Raw genomic sequence first — 24,502 nt, 5'->3', positions numbered from 1 at the left:
ACCGTCGTTCCCGCGCAGGCGGGAACCCAAGTTATACGCGGCCCGCCGGCTGAAATTGGATCCTCGCCTTCGCGGGGACGACGCGCGCGGGCTTAAACCGCGTCCGGCCCCGTCTCGCCGGTACGGATGCGGATCACCTGCTCCACTTCCTGCACGAAGATCTTGCCGTCGCCGATCTTGCCGGTGCGCGCGGCCTTGATGATGGCGTCCACCACCTGCTCCGTCAGCGCATCGTCGACCACCACTTCGATCTTCACCTTGGGCAGGAAGTCGACCACGTATTCGGCGCCGCGGTACAGTTCCGTGTGGCCCTTCTGGCGGCCGAAGCCCTTCACTTCCGTGACGGTCAGGCCGGTGACGTTCACTTCGGCCAGCGCTTCGCGCACTTCGTCCAGCTTGAACGGCTTGATCACGCAGGTAATCTGTTTCATGTGTATCTCCTTTCAATTTCCCGGGATTATCGCATGGCGCCCGGTCAATCTGGAATCCTGGCCAGCTGCGCCATCCACACGGTCGCTTCCGAATCGCTGGGCGCGCGCCAGTCGCCGCGCGGGGACAGCGAGCCGCCGTTGCCGACCTTCGGCCCGTTCGGCACGCAGGAGCGCTTGAACTGGCTCGTCTTGAAGAAACGCCACAGGAAGATGCCCAGGTTCTTCTTGATCGCGGCGAGGCCGTACTGGTTGCGCGCCGGACTGCCGCCTTCCGGCCACGGTCCGTGTGCCGCGTCGCGCCAGGCGTTCCAGGACAGGAACGCGACCTTGGCCGGGCCGAAACCGTAGCGGATCGTGTAGTACAGGTTGAAGTCCTGCAGTTCGTACGGGCCGATGAAGTCTTCGGTCACCTGCGCCGGCTTGTTCGCGTCCCCCGCCTTGCCCGGCACCAGTTCCGGCGAGATCTCGGTTTCCAGCACGTTGATCAGGACATCGGACCCCGTCTCGCCGACCTGCTTCGTGTCCGCGACCCAGCGCACGAGGTGCGAGATCAGCGTCTTGGGCACGCTCGCGTTGACGTTGTAGTGCGACATGTGGTCGCCCACGCCGTACGTGCACCAGCCCAGCGCCAGCTCGGACAGGTCGCCGGTGCCGATCACGATCGCGTGGTGATGGTTCGCGAGGCGGAACAAATGGCTCGTGCGCTCGCCCGCCTGCACGTTCTCGAACGTGACGTCGTACTGTTCCGCGCCCTCCGCATACGGGTGGCCGAGGTCCTTGAGCATCTGGATGCAGCTGGGGCGGATGTCGATTTCGTGCGCCGTGCAGCCGACGACGCGCATCAGTTCGCGCGCCTGGCGCAAGGTGCGTTCGCTCGTCGCGAAGCCCGGCATCGTGTACGCGAGGATGTTCGCGCGCGGCAGGTCCAGCTTGTCCATCGCCTTGGCGCAGACGAGCAGCGCGTGCGTGGAATCGAGGCCGCCCGAGATGCCGATCACGACCTTCTGATGGCCGGACGACTGCAGCCGCTGCACCAGCGCCTGCACCTGGATGTTGTAGACCTCGGTGCAGCGCGCGTCGCGCCGGCGGCCGTCGGCCGGCACGTACGGGAAGCGCTCGACGAGGCGCGCCAGCGGCAGGTCGCGCTCGAGCGGCAGCGGCACGGCGAATTTCTGCACGCGGAATTTTGCCACCTCGTGCGCATGGCGCCGCACGGACTGCGCGAACGTCGTCGTGTGCATGCGGTCGACGGACAGGCGTTCCAGGTCGACGTCGCCATAGACGATGTGCGAGTCGCCCTGGAAGCGCTCGGACTCGGCCAGCAGGTCGCCCTTTTCGTAGATCAGCGACTGGCCGTCCCACGCCATGTCCGTCGTCGATTCGCCCTGTCCGGCCGACGTGTACAGGTACGCGGCCAGGCAGCGCGCCGACTGCTGCGCCACGAGCTGGTGGCGATAGCCGCTCTTGCCCACCACGACGTTCGACGCCGACAGGTTCACCAGCACCGTCGCGCCGGCCAGCGCGGCGTACGAGGACGGCGGGATCGGCACCCACACGTCTTCGCAGATCTCGACGTGGAAGCGCAGCAGCGGCAGATTCTCGAGCTCGAACAGCTGCTCGGGGCCGAACGGCACGTCCTGGCCCAGCAGCGAAATATGGTCGACGGCCGCGTTGTCCGCCGCGCTGAACTGCCGACTTTCGTAAAATTCGCCATAATTGGGCAGATAGCTTTTCGGAACCACGCCCAGGATGCGGCCGCCCGCGACGACGACGGCACAGTTGAACAGCACGTGGCCGACGCGCAGCGGCGCGCCGACGACGAGCGCCAGCGGCAGAGAACTCGATGCAGCGACCACCTCGGCCAGCGCGTCCAGCACGGCATCGAGCAGCGCGCGCTGGTGGAACAGGTCGTCGCACGTGTAGGCCGACAAGCCCAGTTCGGGGAAGGCGGCCAGCACGGCGCCCGCGTCGGCGGCCTCGCGCGCGAGGCGGATCGTTTCCTGCGCGTTGAAGGCCGGGTCGGCGACCTTGCAACGCGGACTGGCGACGGCCACGCGCGCGAAATCGTGGGAATACAGGTTGAAGAATCGCTTATCCATAGGTCTCAACAGCTCACGGAAGTCATCTTGAATTATCGCACGCATATCGTTTCTTCTCTGTCCGAGATCGGGCAAGCCCGGTGGGACGGCCTCGTCGCCCTGCAGGACAATGCCAACCCGTTCCTGTCCTTCGCGTTCCTGCACGCGCTGCACGAATCCGGCAGCGCGACGCCGGAAACGGGCTGGCAGCCGCAGTACATCGCGCTGTACGACGCCGCCGACGGCCTGGCCGCCGCCCTGCCCCTGTACGTGAAAGGCCATTCGTACGGCGAATACGTGTTCGACTGGGCGTGGGCCAATGCCTACCAGGAGCATGGACTCGACTATTATCCGAAGCTGCTGTCCGCGATCCCGTTCACGCCCGTCGCCGGCCCGCGCCTGCTCGCGCGCGACGCGCGGGCGCGGGCGGCCCTCGTCGACGTTCTCGTGAAGACGCAGAAGGCGACGGAGGTGTCGTCCACGCACGTGCTGTTCCCGCCGGACGAGGAAGCGAAACAGCTGGCCGACGCCGGCTTCATGCTGCGCAGCGGGGTGCAGTTCCACTGGATGAACGCAGGCTATGCGACGTTCGACGACTTCCTCGCCACCCTGGAACAAAAGAAGCGCAAGAACATCCGCGCCGAGCGGCGCAAGGTGCGCGAGGCCGGCGTCTCGCTGCGGCGCGTGCGCGGGCGGAACATCACGGACGAGGAATGGCGCTTCTTCACGCGCTGCTACCGCAACACCTATTCGGAACACTTTTCCAAGCCCTACCTGAACCTGGACTTCTTCCGCCGCATCGGAAAAACGATGCCGGACAACCTGCTGCTCGTGATCGCAGAGCGCGACGGCCACCCGATCGCGGCCTCGCTCGTCGTGCACGACGCGACCACCCTGTACGGCCGCTACTGGGGCGCGCTGGAACACGTGCCCTGCCTGCACTTCGAGGCGGCCTACTACCAGCCGCTCGAGTTCTGCATCGAACAGGGCATCCAGGTGTTCGAAGGCGGCGCGCAGGGCGAGCACAAGATGGCGCGCGGGTTCCTGCCGACGCGGACCTGGTCGGCGCACTGGCTCGCGCATCCGTCGTTCGCGGACGCCGTCGAGCGCTTCCTGGAGCGCGAAGCCGGCGGGATCGACGATTACATCGATGAGCTCAACGACCGCAACCCGTTCCGGAAATGAGCGGTAGGGTGGGCACGCCGTGCCCACGCGCTACGTCAACCGCAACACATAACGCGCATACGGCACGCCGCGGATCGGCGGCAAATTGTGATGGCGGCGCGGTCGGTCGGTCGGTCGGCCGGCACATAGTCGCGGATCACGCCGCCCTCCCGATGTCGCCCTTGTCCCACCACAGCTTCGGATTGTTGTCGGCCAGGTCGCGCAACAGGTCCCACACGACCTTCACGCGGCGCAGCCGGTACAGGTCCGTCGGCGCCGCCAGCCAGAACGAGCGCTCCGCGTAAAAGCCCTGCAGGACGGGCACGAGGCGGCCGTCGTCCGGCACCGCGTACGGCGGCGCCATCATCAGGCCCATGCCCAGCGACGCCGCCTCGATCTGCGCCCCCATGCCCGAGCAGCACAGGCGGCGGCGCGGCGTGAATCCGAGTTCGTTCAGGTACGACAGTTCGCGGCTGGCCAGGCGGTCCTGCACGTAGTCGACGAAGTGATGGTGCTCCAGGTCCGCATGCGTGCGGATGGGCGCGTGCTTGGCCAGATACGCCGGCGACGCGTACAGGTAGAAGCGGAACGAGGCGAGGCGCGTCACCATGTAGCGCCCCGTCGACGGCGGATCGAGCATGACGCCGAGGTCGGCCTCGCGGTTGGCCAGGTTGGCGAAGCGCGGCAGGGCCAGCAGGTCGATCGACAGGTCCGGGTGCTCGTCGAACAGTGTCACCAGCAGGGGCGCGACGACGCGCACCCCGAACACTTCCGGCACGCCCAGCCGAACGACGCCGTGCGCCGCCACTTCCGCCCCGCCCAGCTGCTCGGTGGCGGCCAGCGCCGCGCCTTCCATCGCCTCGGCGTGCGGCAGCAGGGCCAGGCCCATCTCCGTCAGCTCGTAGCCTTCGCGCGAGCGGTCGAACAGGGTCGTCCCCAGCTGCTGCTCCAGGCGGTCGATGCGCCGGGCGACGGTCGTGTGCTCGACGTCGAGGCGGCGCGACGCCCCCGACAGGGTGCCGGCGCGCGCCAGCTCCAGGAAAAACCGCAAATCCGTCCACTCCGGCAGGCTGTGCATGTTTGTCTCCCCCGGTCCCCGCCGACCCGTCACGCATGGGGTCACCGTTCAGTGCGGCTTTTTCGAGAACCCGTTGTTTGATATCAAGGTGACATATTGTGCACCAGTGCACATTGCCGCTGCAACGTTTTCGGAATATCTCTTGCGTATGCACAGCAGAGCGGTTTTCCGCGCGTTGCAACGTGCCGCGTCCTGTGGCGCCGCCTGCGATGGGCGATTCCGGCGTGCTGTGCATAAATGCACAACCGGTGGGCGCGGCGTTGTCTTTTCAACCAGTTTCATCCGAGGCACACTCCGATCATGCGAAACGTACCTGAACGCATAACACCAAACAAAATCAGGAGACATTCAATGCGTGTTAGCAAGCCGAAACTGCACCGCCCCGCCCGTTCCGCCATGTCCATTGCCGTGCTCATGGCAATGTACGGCAGCACGATCGGGGTCGCCCATTCCCAGGAAGACGCGAACACCGCCCCCGCCGCGTCCGCCACGGAAGACATCAGCAAGGTCGTCGTGACCGCTCGCCGCCGCGCCGAATTGATCCAGGACGTACCGGGCGCGGTGACCGCGCTGTCCGGCGCCGAGCTCGAAAAACAGGCCATCCCCGACCTCACCGCGCTCACCGACAAGGTGCCGAACACCACGCTGAAAACGTCGCGCGGCACCAACACCACGCTGACCGCATTCATCCGCGGCATCGGCCAGCAGGACCCCGTCGCCGGCTACGAGCAGGGCGTCGGCATCTATCTCGACGACGTCTACCTGGCGCGTCCGCAGGGCGCCCTCACCGACATCTACGACCTCGAACGCATCGAAGTGCTGCGCGGCCCCCAGGGCACGCTGTATGGCCGCAACACGATCGGCGGCGCCGTCAAGTACGTGACCCGCAAGCTCGCCCCGAAACCCATGCTGGATGCGAAGGCCACCGTGGGCAACTACGGCGAAGCGGACCTCGTCGTCAAGGCCAGCACGCCCGTGACGGACATCCTGCGCCTGGGCGGCACGCTCGCCACCTTCAACCGCAACGGCTTCGGCCACAACGTCCTCACCGGCCAGCAGAACTACAACAAGGACCTGTGGGCCGGCCGCATCAGCGCGGAACTGCTGCCGAACAGCGACCTGTTCGTGCGCTTCGCCTACGACCGCACGGTCGACGACTCGCAACCGCGCCAGGGTTATCGCGTGACGGCGGGCCCCGCGCCGGCCAACATCCAGCCGCTGCCCGGCCTGTACGACACGCGCGCCGACCTGTACTCGGTGGTCGGCCACAAGCAGCAGGTGATCAACCAGGGCACCTCGCTCTTGATCGACTACACCATCGATCCGACCCTGTCGTTCAAGTCGATCACCGCCAACCGCAAGTCGGAATCGTACGCCCCGATCGATTTCGATTCGCTCGAGACGCCGCTGTTCGAGGCGCCGGCCATCTACAGCGACCACCAGACCAGCCAGGAATTCCAGCTGACCTACACCGGCTCGCGCCTGCAGGGCGTGGCCGGCGTGTTCTACATGAAGGCCAACGCCTTCAACAAGTTCGACGTCCTGTACAACGCGGCCGGCGGCCTGTCGCTGCTGACGTACGACGACATCGACACGCGCACGTGGGCCGCCTTCGCCGACGCCAGCTACAGCCTGACCGACACGTTCAACGTCACGGTCGGCGGCCGCTATACGGACGACCAGCGGCGCGCGCGCATCTTCAAGCAGACCTATCTCGGCTTGAAAGGGTCGGCGCTGCTGGGCAATCCGGCCGCCTTCGCGTTCGGGCCGCCGAACACGGATCTCGGCAAGGACGACCTGGACCGCACCGACAAGAAATTCACGCCCAAGGTCGGCATCGGCTGGAAGTTCGCGCCGGACCACAACGTCTACGGCACCTTTTCCAAGGGCTTCAAGGGCGGCATGTTCGATCCGCGCATGGACCTGACGGCATCCGGCGGCCCGAACACGGCGGCCTCGCTGGCCAAGCGCCGCGGCGTCGATCCGGAAGAAGTCAGCACCGTCGAGCTGGGCCTGAAGTCGTCGATGCACGGCGGCCGCCTGCAGACGAATGCGGCCGTCTTCTACACCGACTACAAGAACGTCCAGATCCCCGGCTCGATCCCGACCTTCGACGCGAACGGCAACGTGAACGGCTTCGCCGGCACGCTGACGAATGCCGGCAAGGCCAGGATCGACGGCCTCGAACTGGAAATGATCGCCTACCTGACCAACGCGCTCAGCGTCAGCGCGATGTACAGCCACATCGACGCCAAGTACAAGCAGTGGTATGTCGCGAACGGGGCCAACCTGGTCAACATCGCGGGCAGCACGGAGTTCCAGAACACGCCCAGGAACGCCGCCAACCTGTCCGTGAACTACGACTGGCCGCTCGCGCTGGCGGGACGTTCGGGCACGCTGAGCCTGATGAACAGCATTGCCTACAAGAGCAAGGTGTACCAGACCGAGATCGCGCGCCCGACCGGCGTCCCCAGCCTGGATGCCACCATCCCCGGCAACCTGGCGCTGTCCCAGGGCGGCTTCGGCCTGTGGGACGCGGGCCTCGTCTGGACCAGTTCCGACCGCAAGTACCAGGTCGGACTGCATGGCCGCAACCTGACGGACAAGCGCTACAAGGTGGCCGGCTATAACTTCTCCGGCTTCTTCAACTCGGTCACCGCCTTCTACGGCGACCCGCGCAGCGTCCGCGCGACGCTGGACGTGAAGTTCTGATCGTCCGCCCGGACCGCGAGGAGAGCCCCCCGCCGGGGCTCTCCGCCGAGGCGCCCCAGGCTCGACGCGCCTGTCAACAAACCAAACGGTCACATGTCCACCTACACCGACATCACCTTCACCAGTGACGATGGCTTGTCGCTGCACGCACGCGACTACGCGGGCGCGGGCGGGCCGGCGCGGCTGCCCGTGATCTGCATCCACGGGCTGACGCGCAACGCGTCCGATTTCGACGAGCTCGCGCCGCGCATCGCCGCGCTGGGACGCCGCGTGCTGGCGCTCGACGTGCGCGGCCGCGGCGATTCCGAGCGCGATCCGAATCACGACAACTACACGCCGGGCGTGTACGCCGGCGACGTCGTCCGCCTGGCATCCGACCTCGGCATCGCGCGCGCCGTATTCATCGGCACGTCGATGGGCGGCCTGATCACCATGACGCTGGCGGCGCGGCGCATCGACCTGGTGGCTGCGGCCGTACTGAACGATATCGGCCCCGTCATCTCGGAAAAAGGCCTGGCGCGCATCACCGGCTACGCGGGCCGGACGGGCACCGTGGGCTCGTGGGAAGACGCCGCCGGCTACGTGCGCGACATCAACGCCTGCGCTTTCCCGGACAACGATGCCCCCGAATGGGACAAATGGGCGCGCCGCGCCTTCGCCCCGGACGCCGCCGGCCGGCTGGCGCCCCGCTACGACCCGAACATTGCCATCGCCCTGCAAACCGGTAAACTCAGGCCGACGTCGCTGCCGCTGCGGATGGCGTTCCGCAAGCTCTCGCACGAGCGCCCGGTGCTGCTGGTGCGCGGGGCGCTGTCCGACCTGCTGGAAGAACGGCAAGCCGCGTGGATGCGGCGCGCGGCACCCGCGATGACGTACGTCGACGTGCCGGGCGTGGGCCACGCGCCGATGCTGACCGAACCTGTGGCGCTGGACGCCATCGTGAAATTCCTGGCCACTGCACCGTAGGGTGGGCACCCCGTGCCCACCAAACATGGAGACAACATGAAACGCCTGATCAAACCCCTGCCCCTGGCCCTGTTCGCCGCCTTCGCCCTGACGGCGACGGGCTCTGCCCTGGCCGCCCCGGACCTGAAGGTCGCCCTGATCGCCGGCAAGACCGGCCAGCTCGAATCGTATGCCAAGGAAACCGAGACCGGCTTCATGCTGGGCCTCGAATACCTCACCGGCGGCAAGATGGAAATCAACGGCCGCAAGCTGAAAGTGCTCGTCAAGGACGACCAGGGCAAGCCCGACCTCTCGCGCACGCTGCTGGCCGAGGCGTATGGCGACGACAAGGTCGACATCGCCGTCGGCACCACGTCATCCGGCGCGGCGCTCGCGATGCTGCCGGTCGCGAAGGAATACAAGAAGGTGCTGATCGTCGAACCGGCCGTCGCGGACGAGATCACGGGCGCCCGGTGGAACAAGTACATCTTCCGCACCGCGCGCAATTCGATGCAGGACGCGCTGGCCGCGGCGTCGACGCTGAAGAGCGGCAGCATCGCGTTCCTCGCGCAGGACTATGCGTTCGGCCGCGACGCCATCAAGGCCGGCAAGGAAGCGCTGGCCGCGACCGGAAGCAAGGCGACCGTCGTCCATGAAGAATACGCCCCGGCCGCCGCGACCGATTTCACGGCGCCCACGCAGCGCCTGTTCGACGCCCTGAAAGACAAGCCGCAGCCGCGCGTGCTGGCCATCGTCTGGGCCGGCCCGAACCCGATGAACAAGATCGCCGACATGAAGCCGGAACGCTACGGCATCTCGCTCGCCCCGGGCGGCAACATCCTGCCCGTGATGAAGACGTGGAAGGCATACGCCGGCACCGAAGGCACCATCAATTACTACTACGGCTTCCCGAAGAACAAGATGAACGACTGGCTCGTGGCCGAGCACACGAAGCGCTACAAGGTCCCGCCCGACATGTTCACGGCCGGCGGCATGGCGGCGGCGGCGGCCGTCGTCGCGGCGCTGCAGAAGGTCCCGTCCGGGAATGGCGACCAGATGGTGACGGCGATGGAAGGCATGTCGTTCGACACGCCGAAGGGGACGATGACGTTCCGAAAAGAAGATCACCAGGCACTGCAGCCCATGTACCACTTCCGCATCAAGAAGGACCAGAAGAGCGAGTGGGACCTGCTGGAACTGGTGCGCGAGATCCCGGCGAGCGAACTGCCGCTGCCCATCCGGAACAAGCGCTGACATGACAGTCGCGAACGCCGCGCCCGCGCCCGCACTCGTCACGCGCGACCTGACCATCCGCTTCGGCGGCCACGTGGCCGTCGACGCGGTGACGGCCGAGTTTTATCCGGGCACCTTGACCGTGATCGTGGGCCCGAACGGCGCCGGCAAGACGACCTATTTCAACCTGGTGTCGGGCCAGTTGCAGGCGACGTCCGGCAGCGTGATCGTGCGCGGCCAGGACGTGACGCGCCTCGGCCCCGCGCGCCGCACCCGCCTGGGCGTGGGGCGCGCGTTCCAGCTGACCAACCTGTTCCCGCACCTCACCGTGCTGGAAAACGTGCGCCTGGCCGTGCAGAGCCGCGCCGGCATCGGCATGAGCATGCTGTCGCTGTGGTCCGGCCACAAGGAAGTCATCCAGCGCGCCGAGCACTACCTGGAGCGCGTGGCATTGACGCCCCGGCGCGGCGCGCTGGTCGGCACGCTGTCGCACGGCGACCAGCGCAAGCTCGAGGTGGCGATCCTGCTCGCGCTGGAGCCGGCCATCCTGATGTTCGACGAGCCGACGGCCGGCATGAGCGTGGACGAGGTGCCGGTCGTGCTGGAACTGATCCACCAGGTCAAGGCCGAGCGCGACAAGACCGTGCTGCTCGTCGAGCACAAGATGGACGTCGTGCGCGCGCTCGCCGACCGCATCATCGTGCTGCACAACGGCGCGCTGGTGGCGGACGGCGAGCCGGCCGAGGTGATGCGTTCGAAAATCGTGCAGGAGGCCTATCTTGGCACCCCCGAACCCGCATGACGTCCCGAACATGAAGCTGCCCATGAGCGAACCCATCCTGACGCTGTCCGGTGTCCACACGCACATCGGCCAATACCACATCCTGCAGGGCGTCGACCTCGTCGTGCCGCGCGGCGGCCTGGCCGTGCTGTTGGGCCGCAACGGCGCCGGCAAGACGACGACGCTGCGCACCGTCATGGGCCTGTGGAAGGCCAGCCGCGGCACCATCACGTTCGACGGCCGCGACATCACAAAGCTGAGCACGCCGGACATCGCCCGCGCCGGCATCGCCTACGTCCCGGAAAGCATGGCCGTGTTTTCCGAGCTGACGGTACGCGAGAACCTGTACCTTGCCGCCCGCAACGGCCCGCTGGACGCGGCGCGCGTGGACTGGATCTGCGGCTTCTTCCCGGCGCTGAAGAAATTCTGGAACTACCCGGCCGGAAACCTGTCGGGCGGACAGAAGCAGATGGTGGCCATCGCGCGCGCCATCGTCGAGCCCCGCAAGCTGCTGCTCGTGGACGAGCCGACCAAGGGCCTCGCCCCCGCCATCGTGCAAAGCCTGATGGCGGCGTTCCGCGACCTCAAGGACACGAGCACGACGATCCTGCTGGTCGAACAGAATTTCAACTTCGTGCGCACGCTCGGCGACAGTGTGGGCGTGATGGACGACGGCCGCGTCGTCCACGCCGGCCTGATGCACGACCTGACGCACGACGAGGCCTTGCAGCAACGCCTGCTGGGCCTGTCGCTCGACTCCCACCAATGAACAGGATAACCACGTGAGCGCAACCTTACCGATCGCCCAGGCGGACGCCCCGTTGCCGACGGCGCGGCGCGACATCGCCCCGCTGCTGCTCGTGCCGGCCGTCGTGCTGGCGGCGCTGCCCTTCATGAGCGTCCCGACGTGGGTCACCCTGACCGTGGCCGGGCTCGCGATGGGCATGATGATTTTTATTATGGCCAGCGGCCTCACGCTGGTCTTCGGCCTGATGAGCGTGCTGAACTTCGGCCACGGCGCCTTCGTCTCGGTCGGCGCATTCACCGCGACCTTCGTCCTGCTGCCCATGCGCGGCTGGCTCGAGACGGATTCGCTGCTGGCCAACCTCGGCGTGCTGGGCCTCGCCGTGCTGCTCGCGATGGTCGTGACGGCGCTGCTCGGCTGGGCGTTCGAACGGGTCGTCATCATGCCCGTGTACGGCCAGCACCTGAAGCAGATCCTGGTCACGATGGGGGGCATGATCGTGTCCGAGCAATTGATCAACGTGATCTGGGGCGCCGACCAGATCGCCCTGCCGCTGCCGGCCGCCCTGCGCGGCGCCATCTTCCTGGGCGACGCCGCCATCGAGAAATACCGGCTGCTCGCCGTCGCCGTCGGCCTCGTCGTGTTCGGCGCGATGTTCCTGACCCTGAACCGCACCAAGATCGGCCTGCTGATCCGCGCCGGCGTGGAAAACGGCGAGATGGTCGAGGCGATGGGCTACCGCATCCGCCGCCTGTTCGTGGGCGTGTTCGCGGCCGGGTCGGCGCTGGCGGGCCTGGGCGGCGTGATGTGGGGCCTGTACAAGGAAACGCTGGTGGCGCAGATGGGCAGCGAGATCATGGTGCTGACCTTCATCGTCATCATCATCGGCGGCCTCGGTTCCGTCGGCGGCTGCTTCATCGGCTCGCTGCTGATCGCCCTCGTCGGCAACTACGCCGGCTTCCTCGCGCCCAAGGTGGCGCTCGTCTCGAACATCGTGCTGATGATCGCCGTCCTCCTGTGGCGCCCGGCCGGCCTGTACGCGAAAGGACGTCACTGATGCTGATCCGCCTTCTTTCCGGCGACCTGCCGCGCAGCCGGCTGCTGTCCGCGATCCTCGTCGCGATCCTGCTCGGCCTGCTGTTCGCGCCCTTCCTCTTTTCCGGCGCGCGCCCGCTGAACACGGCGGCCACGATCTGCGTGTACATCGTCCTCGTCGCCTCGTACGATCTGCTGCTGGGCTATACGGGCATCGTCTCCTTCGCCCACACGATGTTCTACGGCATCGGCGCGTACGGGGTCGGCATCGCCCTGTCCAGCGTGGACGAGCCGACCTGGAGCGCGATCGTCGCCGGCCTGGCCACCGCGCTGGCGCTGACGGTCGTCCTCGCCTTCGTCGTCGGCCTGTTCGCGCTGCGCGTGCGCGCCATCTTCTACGCGATGATCACGCTGGCCGTGGCGTCGTCGTTCTCGGTGCTCGCATCGCAACTGTCGGATTTCACCGGCGGCGAAGACGGCCGCACGTTCAGCGTGCCGGAACTGCTGTCGCCCGGCTACACGCTCGTCGACCACGACGTGTTCGGGCGCGCCGTCGACGGCAGGCTGATCACCTATTACATCGTGTTCGCGGGCTGCCTCGTGCTGTTCCTGTTCCTGCTGCGCCTCGTGAATTCGCCGTTCGGCAGGGTCCTGCAGGCGATCCGCGAGAACGAATTCCGCGCCGAGGCCCTCGGCTACCGCACCGTCGTCTACCGCATCTGGGCGAACGTGCTGGCCGCCGTCGTCGCCGCGCTGGCCGGCGCGCTGATGGCCCTGTGGCTGCGCTACGTCGGGCCGAAGACGAGCCTCGGCTTCGAAATCATGACGGACATCCTCCTCATCGTCGTCATCGGCGGCATGGGCACGATGTACGGCGCGGTCGTCGGCGCGACGCTGTTCATCCTCGCCCAGAACTATCTCAAGGTGCTGATGGGGCAGGCGTCCGCGATGGTGTCCGGCATACCGCTGCTGGCCGCCGCCCTCCAGCCGGACCGCTGGATGCTGTGGCTGGGCGTGCTGTTCATTCTCTCGATCTACTTCTTCCCGATCGGCATCGTCGGCAAGCTGCGCCTGCGCCGCGCAGGGCGCTGATTCGGTAACTTTCCTGGCGGGCTCGGGGAGCCCGCCCTACCGCCCGCGCCGCGCGGGACGTCAATTCGGCGAGCATCCTGGCGCGCCCGGACCATCGTAGGGTGGGCACCCCGTGCCCACCATGCTTCACCTCATCATTCTTCCCCGCCAGCCCGCGTCAAGCGCCCATCGGTCCCACCCGACAGTACATTCGATTTGTCCAGCCTGTTCGTTAGCTAAATATCAAAATTCATTGTCATCCGACTCATAAGATGAGCCCAGCTATGGCCTCGTCGACCAGCCAGCGCGAGCGGTCCACCATCCTACTGGCTTCCATGAAAGGGCTTCCATGAAACCCGTAAAAACCTTGTATGCGGCAGCGGCATTGTCCCTGTCGCTGGCCGTGCCGGGCGCATCGAGCGCCCGTGCGGCCGGGGTCGAAGTGCTCAACGAAGGATTCGACAATGTCGCGGCCCTTGGCGGATGGGCGCAGGTCAACAACAGCGTCCCGGCCGGCAGCGGCTGGTTCCAGGGCAACGGCGCCCTGTTCCCGGCCCAGTCCGGCGCCCCGGATGCCTACGCGGCCGCCAACTTCCTCGGCGCCGCGAACGGCAGCGGCAGCGTCGACAACTGGCTGATCACCCCGGTCCTCGACCTGTCCGGCACCACGACGCTGAGCTTCTACACGCGCCACGACGACCTGCCCGGCTTCAACGACATGCTCGAAGTCCGCTACGCATCCGGCACGGGCACGGATGTGGCCGACTTCTCGACGCTGCTGGCGACGGTCGGCGGCACGGCCGCCTATCCGGCGGACTGGCAGCAGTTCACGGCCACCGTCACGGACAACGGCAGCGGCCGCTTCGCATTCCGCTACCTGGGCCCGGCCGATACCCTGAACTATGTGGGCCTCGATACGGTCTCGGTCGTAACGGCGGTGCCGGAGCCGGCGCACTGGATGATGCTGGCGCTGGGCCTGGGCATGTTCACCCTGCTGCGCCGCCAGTCGCGCCTTTGATCGGAGAAACGCCATGTCCAAGGAAAAACTGCTCACCATCGGTACGCTGGCCGCCCTGTGCCTGATGGCCGTCTTCTCGCTGCATGCCAAGGCCGCCGGCCAGGAAGGCATGGTCGTCGTGCGCGACCCGCAAACGGGCAAGATGCGCGCCCCGACACCCGACGAACTCAGGGACCTGCGCGCCAGGGCACCGGCGTCCGCCGGCCTGGCGGCGCCACGCGCGCCGAGCACCGTGAGCCGCGGCGACGGCTCGCGCGGCGTGCGCCTGGGCGACAAGACCATGGTCTACGACGTCGTCACGCGCGGCGCCGACGGCAAGCTGACGAGCGAATGCGTGCAGGGCGAGGCCGCCGTCGGCCATGCCCTCGACCATAACCACGGGGAGAAAACCCATGAAAGCCGCTAAACCTTCACGCCTGCAGCGGGCCCTGGGCGCCGCCGCCTGCGTGGCCGCCGCCTGCGCCCTTGCCCTGGGCGGCGCCGCGCCGGCCCAGGCCGCGGCCACCATCGTGATCGTCAACCAGAACGATGCCGGCGTCGGCTTCAACGACCCGACCCCGGTCGCGCCCGTCGGCGGCAATCCCGGCACGACGCTCGGCCAGCAGCGCCTGAACGCGTTCCAGCGCGCGGCCGAGATCTGGGGCGCCACGCTCACGAGCAGCGTGCCGATCCGCATCGGCGCCTCGTTCGTGCCGCTGGCCTGCACGGCGACGAGCGCCGTGCTCGGGTCGGCCGGCGCCTACGAGATCTGGTCCGATTTCCCGAGCGCGCCGCGCGCTTCGACCTGGTATCCGAGCGCCCTGGCCAGCAAGCTGGCCGGCCAGGACATCTCGACGCCGGGCTCGCCGCACATCGTCGCCCGCTTCAATTCGCGCCTCGGCCTGTTCCCGGACTGCCTGCCCGGCTCCGGCTTCTACCTCGGCCTGGACGACAACTTCGGCGACCAGATCGACCTCGTGACGGTCCTGCTGCACGAATTCGCGCACGGCCTCGGCTTCCAGACGTTCACGGACGACGAGACGGGCGCCGAAATCCAGAGCATCCCATCGATCTGGGATTACTACCTGCTGAACAATCGCACCGGCAAGCTGTGGGTGGAAATGACGGACGCCGAGCGCGCCGCCTCGGCCGTGACGTGGCGCGGGCTGTCCTGGAACGGCCCCATCGTGACGGCCGCCGTGCCCCAGGTGCTGGCGCCGTCCTCCAACCTGGGCGTCGGCGGCAGCGCGGCGGGCCAGGCCGCGGGCAACTATCCGGTCGGCGACGCGTCGTTCGGTCCGCCGCTGTCCAATCCGCCCGTCGCCGGCCAGTTGATGCCCGTCGTCGACCAGGCCGACGGCACGGGTCTCGCGTGCGACCCGCTGGGCGCCCTGAACGCCCTCGCGGTGCGCGGCAACGTGGCCCTCGTCGACCGCGGGTCCTGCGACTTCGTCACCAAGGCCAGGAACGTCCAGGCCGCCGGAGCGCTGGCCATGATCGTCGCCGACAACCAGCCCGGCGACGTGGCCGGCATGAGCGGCAGCGACCCGGCCATCACGATCCCGTCCGTGCGCATCACGCAGGCCGACGGCGTCACGCTGAAGGCCGTGCTGCAGCGCCGCTCGCGCACGCAGTCGGGCGTCGTCGCCAGCCTCGGCCTCGACACGACCCGCCTGGCCGGCACCGACAACGCGGGCCGCATCCTGCTGTACACGCCGACGACCTACTCACCGGGCTCGACCGTGTCGCACTACACGACGGAGGCCAAGCCGAACCAGCTGATGGAACCGGCGATCAACGACGACCTCACCCATGCGGTGGCGCCGCCGCGCGACCTGACCTTCCCGCTGCTGCGCGATATCGGGTGGTGATCGGGGTTGCGAGGCCGCCAACGACAAAGGGCCGCTCACCCGAAGGTGGCGGCCCTTGCCGTGGACGGTGCGGACACCGTCGGCGTCTTATTTGGCGCCCGATTCGAAGTTCTTCACGCCGGTGAGGATCTCTTCCTTGGCGGCATCCGGACCTGCCCAGCCTTCGACCTTGACCCACTTGCCCTTTTCCAGGTCCTTGTAGTGCTCGAAGAAGTGCTGGATCTGGCGCAGGGTCAGTTCCTGCACGTCCTCGACCTTCTGCAGGTTCGCGTAGACCGGCAGGATCTTCTCGACCGGCACGGCCAGGATCTTCGAGTCGCCGCCGGCTTCGTCGGTCATCTTCAGCACGCCCAGCGCGCGGCAACGCACGACGACGCCCGGGATCAGCGGGAACGGCGTGATCACCAGCACGTCGCACGGGTCGCCGTCGTCGGCGATCGTGTTCGGGATGTAGCCGTAGTTGCACGGATAGTGCATGGCGGTACCCATGAAGCGGTCGACGAAGATCGCGCCCGATTCCTTGTCCACTTCGTACTTGATCGGGTCGGCGTTCATCGGGATTTCGATGACGACGTTGAAGTCGTTCGGCACATCGCGGCCGGCGTTGACGTTATTCAGGCTCATGGATAGTCCTTGGTTGCAGGGGAAACAATAAAACAGCGATTATAACGAATCGCCTTGGGCTTGTGCGCCGCACAAGGTCCCAGAGGAATGGGATGAGCCGGTGTGCGCGCGGCGCATCGTGTTGGCACGCACCCGACACGCCCCGCGCGAACTGTTGCTCCAGGCCCGACTCGGCAGGCCAGCAACGGCCCCCCGCGCCCCGTCCGCGCCCGGTCCGGGGCGCTGGCACGCCCCATGCTGTATCGATGTCGTGAGCAAGACCGCTCACGCATCCGCAACCAGCATCGGGGGAAACAGCATGAACATCCAACAGCACATGGAAGCCATCTTCGTCACCACGCTTGCCGTCGTCGGCGCCGGGTCGCTCGTCGTCGACCGCCTGCCGGACGCCGAGGCCAGCACGGCCCGGCCGGCCGTCCCGGTCGCGAACCACCTCGGGACGCCGGGCCACATGGCCGTCGTCATCGTGCACGGCCACAAGGCGCGGCACGGTGCATGAGCGTCCGCGGGCACGAGCGCCGGCGCGGCCGCGGACACGCCCGTCACAGCACCGTCGCCAGCGCGCACTGCCGGTAGTGGTTGTCGGCCTCTTCCCGCTGGCCCAGGGCTTCGTGCAGCTGGGCCAACTTCAGGTGGGCGTCGCGCACCATGTGCGGCTCGGTGGCGTCGGACAGCGCCTGCTCCAGGTAGCGCTGGGCCTTGCCCCACAGTTTCTGGCGCAGGCACAGCGAGCCGAGGGTCAGTTCCAGTTCGGGGTCGTTCGGATGGGCGCGCAGCCAGGTCTCGCAATTCTCGATCTGCGCGAGCAAGGCGCTCGACCCTTCCGGGCCGGCCGCTTCGCGGTAGGCGCGCACGACGCGCTCGTCCCAGCCGGCCTTGAGCGCGTCCTCGACGATGCCGCGGGCCTCGTCGTGCAGGCCGCGCGCGTTGAAGGCGGCGGCCGCGCGGGCCGCGATGTACGGCTTGACGCGGTCGCCGCCCGGCACCGTGCCCCACACGCGGCGGATCGACTCGGCGTCGTGGCCGCCCTCGGACAGCAGGGCGTCGTAGGCAAGCTCGCGCAGCCTGCTCGAGAGCGCCGGATGCAGCGCGTTGCGCTTGTCCAGCGTGCGCACGAGGCGCAGCACCTCCGGCCAGTTGCGCGCCTGCTGGTTGGCCTTCATGGCCCACTGCAGCGCGTGGATGTGGCGCTGGCCGCTGGCGTTCAGTTCCGCCACGGCTTCCAGCGCGCCTTCCGGCTTGTGGTCGTCGACGAGCAGTTCCGTGACCGTCATCAGGCGCGCCGTCTTGAGCGACTGGTCGTGCGCGATGCCGGCCAGCCAGACGTCGCGCCGGGCCGGCTCGCGCATGCGGTGGGCGGCGCGCGCCGCGATCAGCGCGGCGAGACCGGCATTCTCGGGCAGGTCGGCGGCACGCCTGGCGGCCTTTTCGGCGTGGCCGAAGCGGCCCTCGAACAAGGCTTTCAAGGCCTCGCGCAGGCCGCGATTGGCGTCGCGCTCGCGCTTGCGGAAACGATACTCGGCCACGCGCTCGGGCATGTCGAGCGTGGCGCGCACGGCCCGCGCCAGCAGGTACAGCACGAGGAACAGCAGGGCCGTCAGGACGACGAACAGGTTCAGCGACAGGTCGATCCGGTGCGGCGGATAGAAAAAGACGACGTTGCCGGGATTGAAGCGCGCAGTCACGGCGATGCCGATCGCCGCGGCCATCAGGGCGACTAACCAGAGAAGTAAACGCATCGTTCAGGTCCCGCCGCTCAAGACTTCGATTTGTAATTGCGCACGGCGTTCAGGCTCTCCGACAGGTCGGGCACGTCGATGGTGACGTTATTGGCCTGCACCTGGCGCAGCAATGCCTGCGCGGCCTGGGTCGAGCGCGCCTTCGTGTCGAAGTATTTCACCAGCATCTGCTGCGCGCTGTTCAGGTCGTCGCGGAACGTGCCCTCGTTGCGCGAGAGCAGCGCCAGGCGCGCGTTCAGCAGGCGCAGCTTGAGGTTCTCGCGCACGAAATACGATTCGCTCGGCGACAGCATCAACGCGTCCGGATTGTCGACCGTGCGCACCCGGATCAGCTGGCGGATGTCGTCCCACATCTCGTGGCTCCAGTTGCGCCAGGTGTCCGCGACGCGCCGGCCCAGGCCCGGATTCGCAGGCGCCGCCGGCTGGCCCGCAGCCCTGGCGCCCGGCGTGGCGACGCCCGCCGGATTTACCCGCGTCGGGGCGATCGGCTCGGCCGGCTTTTCGTCGGACAGCAGCGGCAGGCTGTCGATCTGCGCAATGACGTTGTCCAGGCGCAGGGCGATGCCGGGCTGGTCGACGGACGGCAGCGCCTTCAGCTTTTCGATGTCGCGCGCGATGGCGCGGCGGATCGTGATGAATTGCGGCTTGTCCGAACGCGACAGCGAGCGGTCGGCGTTCTGCAGCGCGATCAGCGCGCCCTGCACGTTGCCGGCCAGTTGCAACTGCTGGCTCGCGGTGGACAGGACCTGCTCGATCTCGGACAGCGCCCACTCGTCGCGGTTCTTCGAGATGTCCTGGTACATCTGCTCGAGGGCGGCCTGCTGGCTCTGCGACTCGGTCTGGCGGTTTTCCAGCACGCCGACCTTGACCTGCAATTCCTTGGCGGCTTCCTGCGTGTCGCGCACGGCCTGCGCCGTCTCGGCGTTCGAGGCATTGTCTTTTTGCAGCGTACGCGCGACGTCCTCGCGCAGCCGGTTGAAGCGGGTGTGCGTGGACCAGGTCTGCAGGGCCAGCAGGACGGCCAGCGCCAGAATGGCCAGGTTCTGCGGCTTTTGCAGCAGCGCGCCGAGGCTTGACCCTTCGGGGACGCGGGGCTCGCCGGGACCGCCCACCGGCGCCGACGCCGGTGTGACGTAGCTCTCCGGCGGCACGACCGCACCGCCCACGTTTGGTTTTTCTGGATTGTTGGGCAATTCGTTCATGCTCGTGATTGTAACGCGGCAAGCAGCCGCTCGTCGCCGGACCCCGTGAGCGTCACGGTCTTGAAACCGAGTGCGCCCGCCGTTTCCGCGATGCGCGCATGCGGAACGATCAGGTGCTGCTGTTGCAATTTTGCCACACTTGCACCACCATCGAGCTGTTCGACGAGGCCGGCCAGGCCGCGCAGGGCTTCCGAGCTCGTGATGATCCAGTCGTTCGGACCGGCCAGCAAGGCGCGCAACGCCGCCGCCAGGTCCGGATTCAGGGACGGCACGGCGCGCCGATAGGCGGCCACCGCGTCGACCTGGATGCCGGCCGCGCGCAGGGCCTCCGGCAGCAGTTCGCGCCCCGTCTCGCCGCGCACGACGAGCACCTTGCGGCCGGCCAGCGCGGCCGTATCGAGCGCCTGCAGCAGGTGTTCTGAATCGCTGCGGGAAGGATCGAGCGGCGTGTGGATGCGGTAGCGCGCGCCGTCGATGCCGTGGCGCGCCAGCGCCGCCCGGCTGCCCTCGCCCACGACGGCCAGCGCCACCTCGGCGGGCCAGGCGTCGATGTGGGCAAAGGCGGCGTCGACGGCGTTGGGCGACACGAACGCGACGAGCGCATAAGCGTGCAGGCCGGCGAGCGCGGCGCGCAGCGGGGCGTCGTCGGCCAGCGGGGAAATCTCGAGCAACGGCAGGATCAGCGGCGTGCGGCCGAGCGCCGCCACCGCGCGGGCCAGCGGCTCGGCCTGCTGGCGCGGACGGGTGATGACGACCGCGTCAGGCATCGCCGGCGGCGGCCGCCTTGCATTCGGCCAGGATGCCGGCGGCGTCCTGAGCGGCCAGCTTCTGCGCGACCTGCTCGCCCACCGCTTCCGGCAGCGCGGCCGGGCCGCTGGCGGCGGCGTAGGCGCTGCGGCGGCCGTCCGGCGTCGCGACCATCGCGCGCAGGTGCAGCGTGTCGCCGTCGACCGTCGCGTGCGCCGCGAGCGGGACCTGGCAACTGCCGCCGAACACTTTCGACACCTTGCGCTCGGCCTGCACGGCCTGCGCCGTGTGCGTGTGGTTCAGCGGCGCCAGCAGCGCGCGCACGTCGAAACCGGCGGCGTCGTTCGACAGGATCTCGATCGCCATCGCACCCTGGCCGGCGGCCGGCAGGCTCTCTTCCGGCTCCAGATAGGCGCGGATGCGGCGCGTGAGGCCCAGGCGCTTGAGGCCGGCGGCGGCGAGGATGATGGCGGCGTAGTCGCCACGATCGAGCTTGCCGAGGCGCGTGTCGAGGTTGCCGCGCAGCGGCTTGATCACGAGTTGCGGGTAGCGCGCGGCGATCAGGGCCTGGCGGCGCAGGCTGCTCGTGCCGACGATGCTGCCGGCCGGCAGCGCGGCCAGGCTGTCGAAATCGTTGGAAACGAAGGCGTCGCGCGGGTCTTCGCGCTCGAGGATGGCGGCCAGTTCAAAGCCTTCCGGCAATTCCATCGGCACGTCCTTGAGGGAGTGCACGGCGAGGTGGGCGCGGCCGTCGGCCATCGCGACTTCGAGTTCCTTGACGAACAAGCCCTTGCCGCCCACCTTCGACAATGTCTTGTCCAGAATCTGGTCGCCACGCGTCGTCATGCCGAGAATGTCGATTTGGCACTGCGGATATAATGCGGCGAGCCGGTCGCGCACGTGCGTGGCCTGCCACATGGCCAGCCGGCTTTCGCGCGATGCGATAATCAGTTGCGCGGGAACGTGCTGCGTCGTGTCGTTAGAGTTCAAAACGGATTCTTTCACTGTCGTTGCGCCCGGATCGGGCAGCGCCGGTCAAGCCCATGCCCGAGACATAAATTCTAGCATGGGCCCACCCACACGCCACGGCCGACCGCCTGCGTGCCCCAGGAATGATTGGTAGTACCGATTCGTTGTCATGCAGTTCTCAACAATTCAACCATGGTCGATATGGACAATCCTGCTGCACTCACTCCCCCGCCCGGCGGCGTCGACAAGGACGCACCGCTGAAAGAAGACATCCGCCTGCTCGGCCGCCTCCTCGGCGACGTGCTGCGCGACCAGGAAGGCGAAGCCGTGTTCGACGTCGTCGAAACGATCCGCCAGACCGCCGTGCGCTTCCGCCGCGAAGACGACCAGGAAGCCGCCGCCGAACTCACCGGCCTGCTCTCCAGACTGTCGCGCGAAGAGACGAACTCCGTCGTGCGCGCCTTCTCGTATTTCTCGCACCTGGCCAACATCGCCGAAGACCAGCACCACATCCGCCGCCGCCGCGCCCACCTTCTGGCCGGATCGACGCCGCAGCCGTCCAGCGTCGCCTACGCCCTCACCCGCCTCAAGGACGCCGGCGTCGCGCAGGACACGGTCGAGGCTTTTCTCCGCGAGGCGCTCATCGCGCCCGTGCTGACGGCGCACCCGACCGAAGTCCAGCGCAAGAGCACGCTCGACGCCGAACACGACATCGCCCGCCTGCTGGCCGAGCGCGACCTGCCGCTGACGCCGAAGGAACGCGCGCGCAACCTGCAACTGCTGCAGGCCCGCATCGCGACCTTGTGGCAGACGCGCATGCTGCGCTATGAAAAACTGACCGTGGCCGACGAGATCGAGAACGCCCTTTCGTACTACCGCACGACGTTCCTGCGCGAGCTGCCGGCCGTGTACGACGACATCGAAGAAGAACTCGCGGCGCAGTACGGCGCGGCGGCCTCCGGCCTCGACGACGCGACCTATATGCAGATGGGCAGCTGGATCGGCGGCGACCGCGACGGCAACCCGAACGTCGACGCCACGACGATGCAGCGCGCCCTCGTGCGCCATTCGACGACGATCTTCGATTTTTACCTGGACGAAGTGCACGCGCTGGGCGCCGAGCTGTCGCCGTCCACGCTGCTCGTGCCGGCCAGCCCGGCGCTGCTGGCGCTGGCGGACGCATCGCCCGACCACTCGCCGCACCGCAGCGACGAGCCCTACCGCCGCGCCCTGATCGGCATCTACGCGCGCCTCGCGTCAACGGCGCGCGAACTGGGCGCCACCAACATCCTGCGCAAGGAAGTGGGCCATGCGGACGCCTACCGCGACTCGTGCGACTTCCGCGCCGACCTGCAGGTGCTCGTCGATTCGCTCAACGAAAACCACGGCGCCATCCTGGCCGTGCCGCGCCTGAACGGCCTGCTGCGCGCCGCGCGCATCTTCGGCTTCCACCTCGCCTCGCTCGACATGCGCCAGAGCTCGGACGTGCACGAGCGCGTGCTGGCCGAACTGTTCGCGCGCGCCGGCGTGCAGGCCGATTACGCCGCGCTCGACGAGGACGCGAAGGTCAAGCTGCTGCTGGACGAACTGGCCCAGCCGCGCCTGTTGTACACCCCGTACGAAAGCTATTCGGAGACCACGAACGCCGAACTGCAGATCCTGCGCACGGCACGCGAGATCCGCAAGTGCTACGGCGCGCGCGCGATCCGCAACTACATCATCTCGCACACGGAAACGGTGTCCGACCTGCTCGAAGTCCTGCTGCTGCAAAAGGAAACGGGCCTGTACCGGCCGAGCGAGAAGACGAGCGACGTGATGGTGATCCCGCTGTTCGAGACCATCCCCGACCTGCAACAGGCCGCCGCCATCATGGGCGAATGGATGGCACTGCCGATCGTGGCCGACGTCATCGAGCACCAGGGCCGCCTGCAGGAAGTCATGCTGGGCTATTCGGACTCGAACAAGGACGGCGGCTTCCTGACGTCGAACTGGGAGCTGTACCAGGCCGAGTTGAAGCTCGTGCAGGTGTTCGCGGACGCGAACGTCAAGCTGCGGCTGTTCCACGGCCGCGGCGGCACCGTGGGCCGCGGCGGCGGCCCGAGCTACGAGGCGATCCTCGCGCAGCCGCCGGGCACCGTGAACGGCCAGATCCGCCTGACGGAACAGGGCGAGATCATCTCGTCGAAGTTCAGCAATCCGGAAATCGGCCGCCGCAACCTGGAGCTGCTCGTCGCCGCCACGCTGGAAGCGGGCCTGATGCCGCACGGCGCCGACCGCGAACAGATCGAGCGCCTGGCGCGCTTCGAGCCCGTGATGGCCGAGCTGTCGCAGCGCGCGTACAAGGCCTACCGCAACCTCGTGTACGAGACCCCGGGCTTCACGGATTACTTCTTCGCCGCCACGCCGATCGCCGAGATCGCGGAACTGAACCTCGGCTCGCGCCCGGCGTCGCGCAAGTCGACGCGCCGCATCGAAGACCTGCGCGCGATTCCCTGGGGCTTTTCGTGGGGCCAGTGCCGCCTGCTGCTGCCGGGCTGGTTCGGCTTCGGCGCCGCGGTCTCCGGCTGGATCGCCGACGGCGACCGCGACGCACGCCTGGCGCTGCTGCGCGAAATGGCGCAGCACTGGCCGTTCTTCGCGGCGCTGCTGTCGAACATGGACATGGTGCTGGCCAAGAGCGATCTCGCCATCGCCTCGCGCTACGCCGAGCTGGTGCCGGACGCGATCCTGCGCGAACGCATCTTCAAGCGCATCTCGGCCGAGTACGCGGAAACGCTGCGCTGCCTGGAACTCGTCACGGGCACCGAGCAACGCCTCGTGAACAATCCGCTGCTGGCCCGTTCGATCCAGAACCGCTTCGCCTACCTCGACCCGTTGAACCACTTGCAGGTCGAGCTGATCCAGCGCCATCGCGCGCTGTCGTCCGAGCAGAAGGTCGATGAGCGCGTGCATCGGGGGATTCACCTGTCGATCAACGGGGTGGCGGCGGGGTTGCGTAACACCGGCTAAGACCTGCTGTTCATGTAAGGGCGGAGTCCGGCAACGGGCTCCGCCTGGCCATCCTCCTTCCCTTCATCAAT

21 protein-coding genes are annotated in these 24,502 nt (G+C 67.7%); 13 read left to right on the top strand and 8 right to left on the bottom strand.

Annotated elements, in window-relative coordinates; all coding sequences use genetic code 11:
- Positions 1-92 precede the first annotated feature (92 nt).
- Both ASC93_RS28880 and ASC93_RS28875 read right to left on the bottom strand, forming a co-directional pair.
- Positions 93-431, bottom strand: coding sequence for a P-II family nitrogen regulator (locus ASC93_RS28880; RefSeq protein WP_036236923.1), 339 nt, complete (start codon positions 429-431; stop codon positions 93-95).
- Between the two features lie 44 nt (positions 432-475).
- Positions 476-2,530, bottom strand: coding sequence for an NAD(+) synthase (locus tag ASC93_RS28875; RefSeq protein WP_056450958.1), 2,055 nt, complete (start codon positions 2,528-2,530; stop codon positions 476-478).
- A 27-nt stretch (positions 2,531-2,557) separates the two neighbouring features.
- Here ASC93_RS28875 and ASC93_RS28870 point away from each other — a divergent pair, with 27 nt between their 5' ends.
- Complete coding sequence (locus ASC93_RS28870; RefSeq protein ID WP_056450955.1) at positions 2,558-3,694, top strand: GNAT family N-acetyltransferase; 1,137 nt, start codon at positions 2,558-2,560, stop codon at positions 3,692-3,694.
- A gap of 136 nt (positions 3,695-3,830) precedes the next feature.
- Here the strand turns inward: ASC93_RS28870 and ASC93_RS28865 are convergent, their stop codons facing one another.
- Positions 3,831-4,751 (bottom strand): LysR family transcriptional regulator, encoded by a 921-nt coding sequence (locus ASC93_RS28865; protein ID WP_056450952.1) that lies wholly within the window; start codon positions 4,749-4,751, stop codon positions 3,831-3,833.
- Positions 4,752-5,102: 351 nt separating this feature from the next.
- On the opposite strand from ASC93_RS28865, the gene ASC93_RS28860 reads away from it, so the two are divergent.
- The 10 genes from ASC93_RS28860 to ASC93_RS28815 all read left to right on the top strand — a co-directional run bounded on the left by ASC93_RS28860 (position 5,103) and on the right by ASC93_RS28815 (position 16,141).
- Complete coding sequence (locus ASC93_RS28860) at positions 5,103-7,463, top strand: TonB-dependent receptor (RefSeq protein WP_056450949.1); 2,361 nt, start codon at positions 5,103-5,105, stop codon at positions 7,461-7,463.
- Between the two features lie 93 nt (positions 7,464-7,556).
- Positions 7,557-8,429, top strand: coding sequence for an alpha/beta fold hydrolase (locus ASC93_RS28855; RefSeq protein ID WP_056450946.1), 873 nt, complete (start codon positions 7,557-7,559; stop codon positions 8,427-8,429).
- 36 nt (positions 8,430-8,465) lie between these two features.
- Complete coding sequence (locus ASC93_RS28850; RefSeq protein ID WP_056450942.1) at positions 8,466-9,662, top strand: substrate-binding domain-containing protein; 1,197 nt, start codon at positions 8,466-8,468, stop codon at positions 9,660-9,662.
- Between the two features lies 1 nt (position 9,663).
- Entirely contained in the window at positions 9,664-10,443 is a 780-nt protein-coding gene (locus tag ASC93_RS28845) for an ABC transporter ATP-binding protein (protein ID WP_056450939.1), read from the top strand.
- A 22-nt stretch (positions 10,444-10,465) separates the two neighbouring features.
- On the top strand, positions 10,466-11,191 hold the full coding sequence (locus ASC93_RS28840) for an ABC transporter ATP-binding protein (RefSeq protein ID WP_056451002.1): 726 nt from the start codon (positions 10,466-10,468) through the stop codon (positions 11,189-11,191).
- A gap of 13 nt (positions 11,192-11,204) precedes the next feature.
- Positions 11,205-12,224, top strand: a complete 1,020-nt coding sequence (locus ASC93_RS28835) for a branched-chain amino acid ABC transporter permease (protein WP_056450936.1) — start codon at positions 11,205-11,207, stop codon at positions 12,222-12,224.
- The gene (locus ASC93_RS28830; protein ID WP_200958423.1) at positions 12,224-13,294 is read left to right on the top strand and encodes a branched-chain amino acid ABC transporter permease; all 1,071 of its coding nucleotides are present in this window, start codon (positions 12,224-12,226) and stop codon (positions 13,292-13,294) included. Before ASC93_RS28835 ends, ASC93_RS28830 begins: the two co-directional genes overlap by 1 nt.
- A 328-nt stretch (positions 13,295-13,622) precedes the next feature.
- Complete coding sequence (locus tag ASC93_RS28825; protein WP_082548425.1) at positions 13,623-14,291, top strand: choice-of-anchor J domain-containing protein; 669 nt, start codon at positions 13,623-13,625, stop codon at positions 14,289-14,291.
- Positions 14,292-14,304: 13 nt separating this feature from the next.
- Entirely contained in the window at positions 14,305-14,697 is a 393-nt protein-coding gene (locus ASC93_RS28820) for a hypothetical protein (protein WP_056450931.1), read from the top strand.
- Positions 14,684-16,141, top strand: coding sequence for a PA domain-containing protein (locus ASC93_RS28815; RefSeq protein WP_056450928.1), 1,458 nt, complete (start codon positions 14,684-14,686; stop codon positions 16,139-16,141). Before ASC93_RS28820 ends, ASC93_RS28815 begins: the two co-directional genes overlap by 14 nt.
- 87 nt (positions 16,142-16,228) lie before the next feature.
- Here the strand turns inward: ASC93_RS28815 and ppa are convergent, their stop codons facing one another.
- Positions 16,229-16,765, bottom strand: coding sequence for an inorganic diphosphatase (ppa, locus tag ASC93_RS28810; protein ID WP_056450925.1), 537 nt, complete (start codon positions 16,763-16,765; stop codon positions 16,229-16,231).
- Between the two features lie 298 nt (positions 16,766-17,063).
- On the opposite strand from ppa, the gene ASC93_RS28805 reads away from it, so the two are divergent.
- Positions 17,064-17,264 carry a hypothetical protein gene (locus tag ASC93_RS28805; RefSeq protein ID WP_056450922.1) on the top strand — a complete coding sequence of 67 codons (201 nt, stop codon included), beginning with the start codon at positions 17,064-17,066 and terminating at the stop codon, positions 17,262-17,264.
- A gap of 43 nt (positions 17,265-17,307) precedes the next feature.
- Here ASC93_RS28805 and ASC93_RS28800 read toward each other — a convergent pair whose 3' ends face one another.
- Genes ASC93_RS28800 through hemC form a run of 4 tightly spaced genes read right to left on the bottom strand, consistent with a single transcriptional unit; the run spans position 17,308 to position 21,443 of the window.
- Positions 17,308-18,504 (bottom strand): heme biosynthesis protein HemY, encoded by a 1,197-nt coding sequence (locus tag ASC93_RS28800; protein WP_082548421.1) that lies wholly within the window; start codon positions 18,502-18,504, stop codon positions 17,308-17,310.
- Between the two features lie 17 nt (positions 18,505-18,521).
- Positions 18,522-19,706 carry a uroporphyrinogen-III C-methyltransferase gene (locus tag ASC93_RS28795; RefSeq protein ID WP_056450916.1) on the bottom strand — a complete coding sequence of 395 codons (1,185 nt, stop codon included), beginning with the start codon at positions 19,704-19,706 and terminating at the stop codon, positions 18,522-18,524.
- Entirely contained in the window at positions 19,703-20,473 is a 771-nt protein-coding gene (locus ASC93_RS28790) for a uroporphyrinogen-III synthase (protein WP_056450913.1), read from the bottom strand. The genes ASC93_RS28795 and ASC93_RS28790 overlap by 4 nt, the downstream gene beginning before the upstream one ends.
- The gene (hemC, locus tag ASC93_RS28785; RefSeq protein ID WP_267874996.1) at positions 20,466-21,443 is read right to left on the bottom strand and encodes a hydroxymethylbilane synthase; all 978 of its coding nucleotides are present in this window, start codon (positions 21,441-21,443) and stop codon (positions 20,466-20,468) included. Before hemC ends, ASC93_RS28790 begins: the two co-directional genes overlap by 8 nt.
- Before the next feature lie 180 nt (positions 21,444-21,623).
- Between hemC and ppc the strand changes: the two genes are divergently transcribed.
- The gene (gene ppc / locus ASC93_RS28780; RefSeq protein WP_082548424.1) at positions 21,624-24,431 is read left to right on the top strand and encodes a phosphoenolpyruvate carboxylase; all 2,808 of its coding nucleotides are present in this window, start codon (positions 21,624-21,626) and stop codon (positions 24,429-24,431) included.
- Positions 24,432-24,502: the final 71 nt, after the last annotated feature.

Origin of the sequence: Massilia sp. Root335 (assembly GCF_001425685.1) — a bacterium.
GTDB classification, from domain to species: Bacteria; Pseudomonadota; Gammaproteobacteria; order Burkholderiales; family Burkholderiaceae_D; genus Telluria; species Telluria luteola.
Note: the sequence above shows the minus strand (reverse complement) of the source record. Positions and strands in the feature narration are given on the sequence as shown.

Coding starts and splice junctions, on each gene's coding strand:
- ASC93_RS28880 (WP_036236923.1), bottom strand. CDS start 431: ATGAAACAGATTACCTGCGTGATCAAGCCGTTCAAGCTGGACGAAGTG.
- ASC93_RS28875 (WP_056450958.1), bottom strand. CDS start 2,530: ATGGATAAGCGATTCTTCAACCTGTATTCCCACGATTTCGCGCGCGTG.
- ASC93_RS28865 (WP_056450952.1), bottom strand. CDS start 4,751: ATGCACAGCCTGCCGGAGTGGACGGATTTGCGGTTTTTCCTGGAGCTG.
- ASC93_RS28860 (WP_056450949.1), top strand. CDS start 5,103: ATGCGTGTTAGCAAGCCGAAACTGCACCGCCCCGCCCGTTCCGCCATG.
- ASC93_RS28855 (WP_056450946.1), top strand. CDS start 7,557: ATGTCCACCTACACCGACATCACCTTCACCAGTGACGATGGCTTGTCG.
- ASC93_RS28850 (WP_056450942.1), top strand. CDS start 8,466: ATGAAACGCCTGATCAAACCCCTGCCCCTGGCCCTGTTCGCCGCCTTC.
- ASC93_RS28845 (WP_056450939.1), top strand. CDS start 9,664: ATGACAGTCGCGAACGCCGCGCCCGCGCCCGCACTCGTCACGCGCGAC.
- ASC93_RS28840 (WP_056451002.1), top strand. CDS start 10,466: ATGAGCGAACCCATCCTGACGCTGTCCGGTGTCCACACGCACATCGGC.
- ASC93_RS28830 (WP_200958423.1), top strand. CDS start 12,224: ATGCTGATCCGCCTTCTTTCCGGCGACCTGCCGCGCAGCCGGCTGCTG.
- ASC93_RS28825 (WP_082548425.1), top strand. CDS start 13,623: ATGAAACCCGTAAAAACCTTGTATGCGGCAGCGGCATTGTCCCTGTCG.
- ASC93_RS28820 (WP_056450931.1), top strand. CDS start 14,305: ATGTCCAAGGAAAAACTGCTCACCATCGGTACGCTGGCCGCCCTGTGC.
- ASC93_RS28815 (WP_056450928.1), top strand. CDS start 14,684: ATGAAAGCCGCTAAACCTTCACGCCTGCAGCGGGCCCTGGGCGCCGCC.
- ppa (WP_056450925.1), bottom strand. CDS start 16,765: ATGAGCCTGAATAACGTCAACGCCGGCCGCGATGTGCCGAACGACTTC.
- ASC93_RS28805 (WP_056450922.1), top strand. CDS start 17,064: ATGAACATCCAACAGCACATGGAAGCCATCTTCGTCACCACGCTTGCC.
- ASC93_RS28800 (WP_082548421.1), bottom strand. CDS start 18,504: ATGCGTTTACTTCTCTGGTTAGTCGCCCTGATGGCCGCGGCGATCGGC.
- ASC93_RS28795 (WP_056450916.1), bottom strand. CDS start 19,706: ATGAACGAATTGCCCAACAATCCAGAAAAACCAAACGTGGGCGGTGCG.
- ASC93_RS28790 (WP_056450913.1), bottom strand. CDS start 20,473: ATGCCTGACGCGGTCGTCATCACCCGTCCGCGCCAGCAGGCCGAGCCG.
- ppc (WP_082548424.1), top strand. CDS start 21,624: ATGGACAATCCTGCTGCACTCACTCCCCCGCCCGGCGGCGTCGACAAG.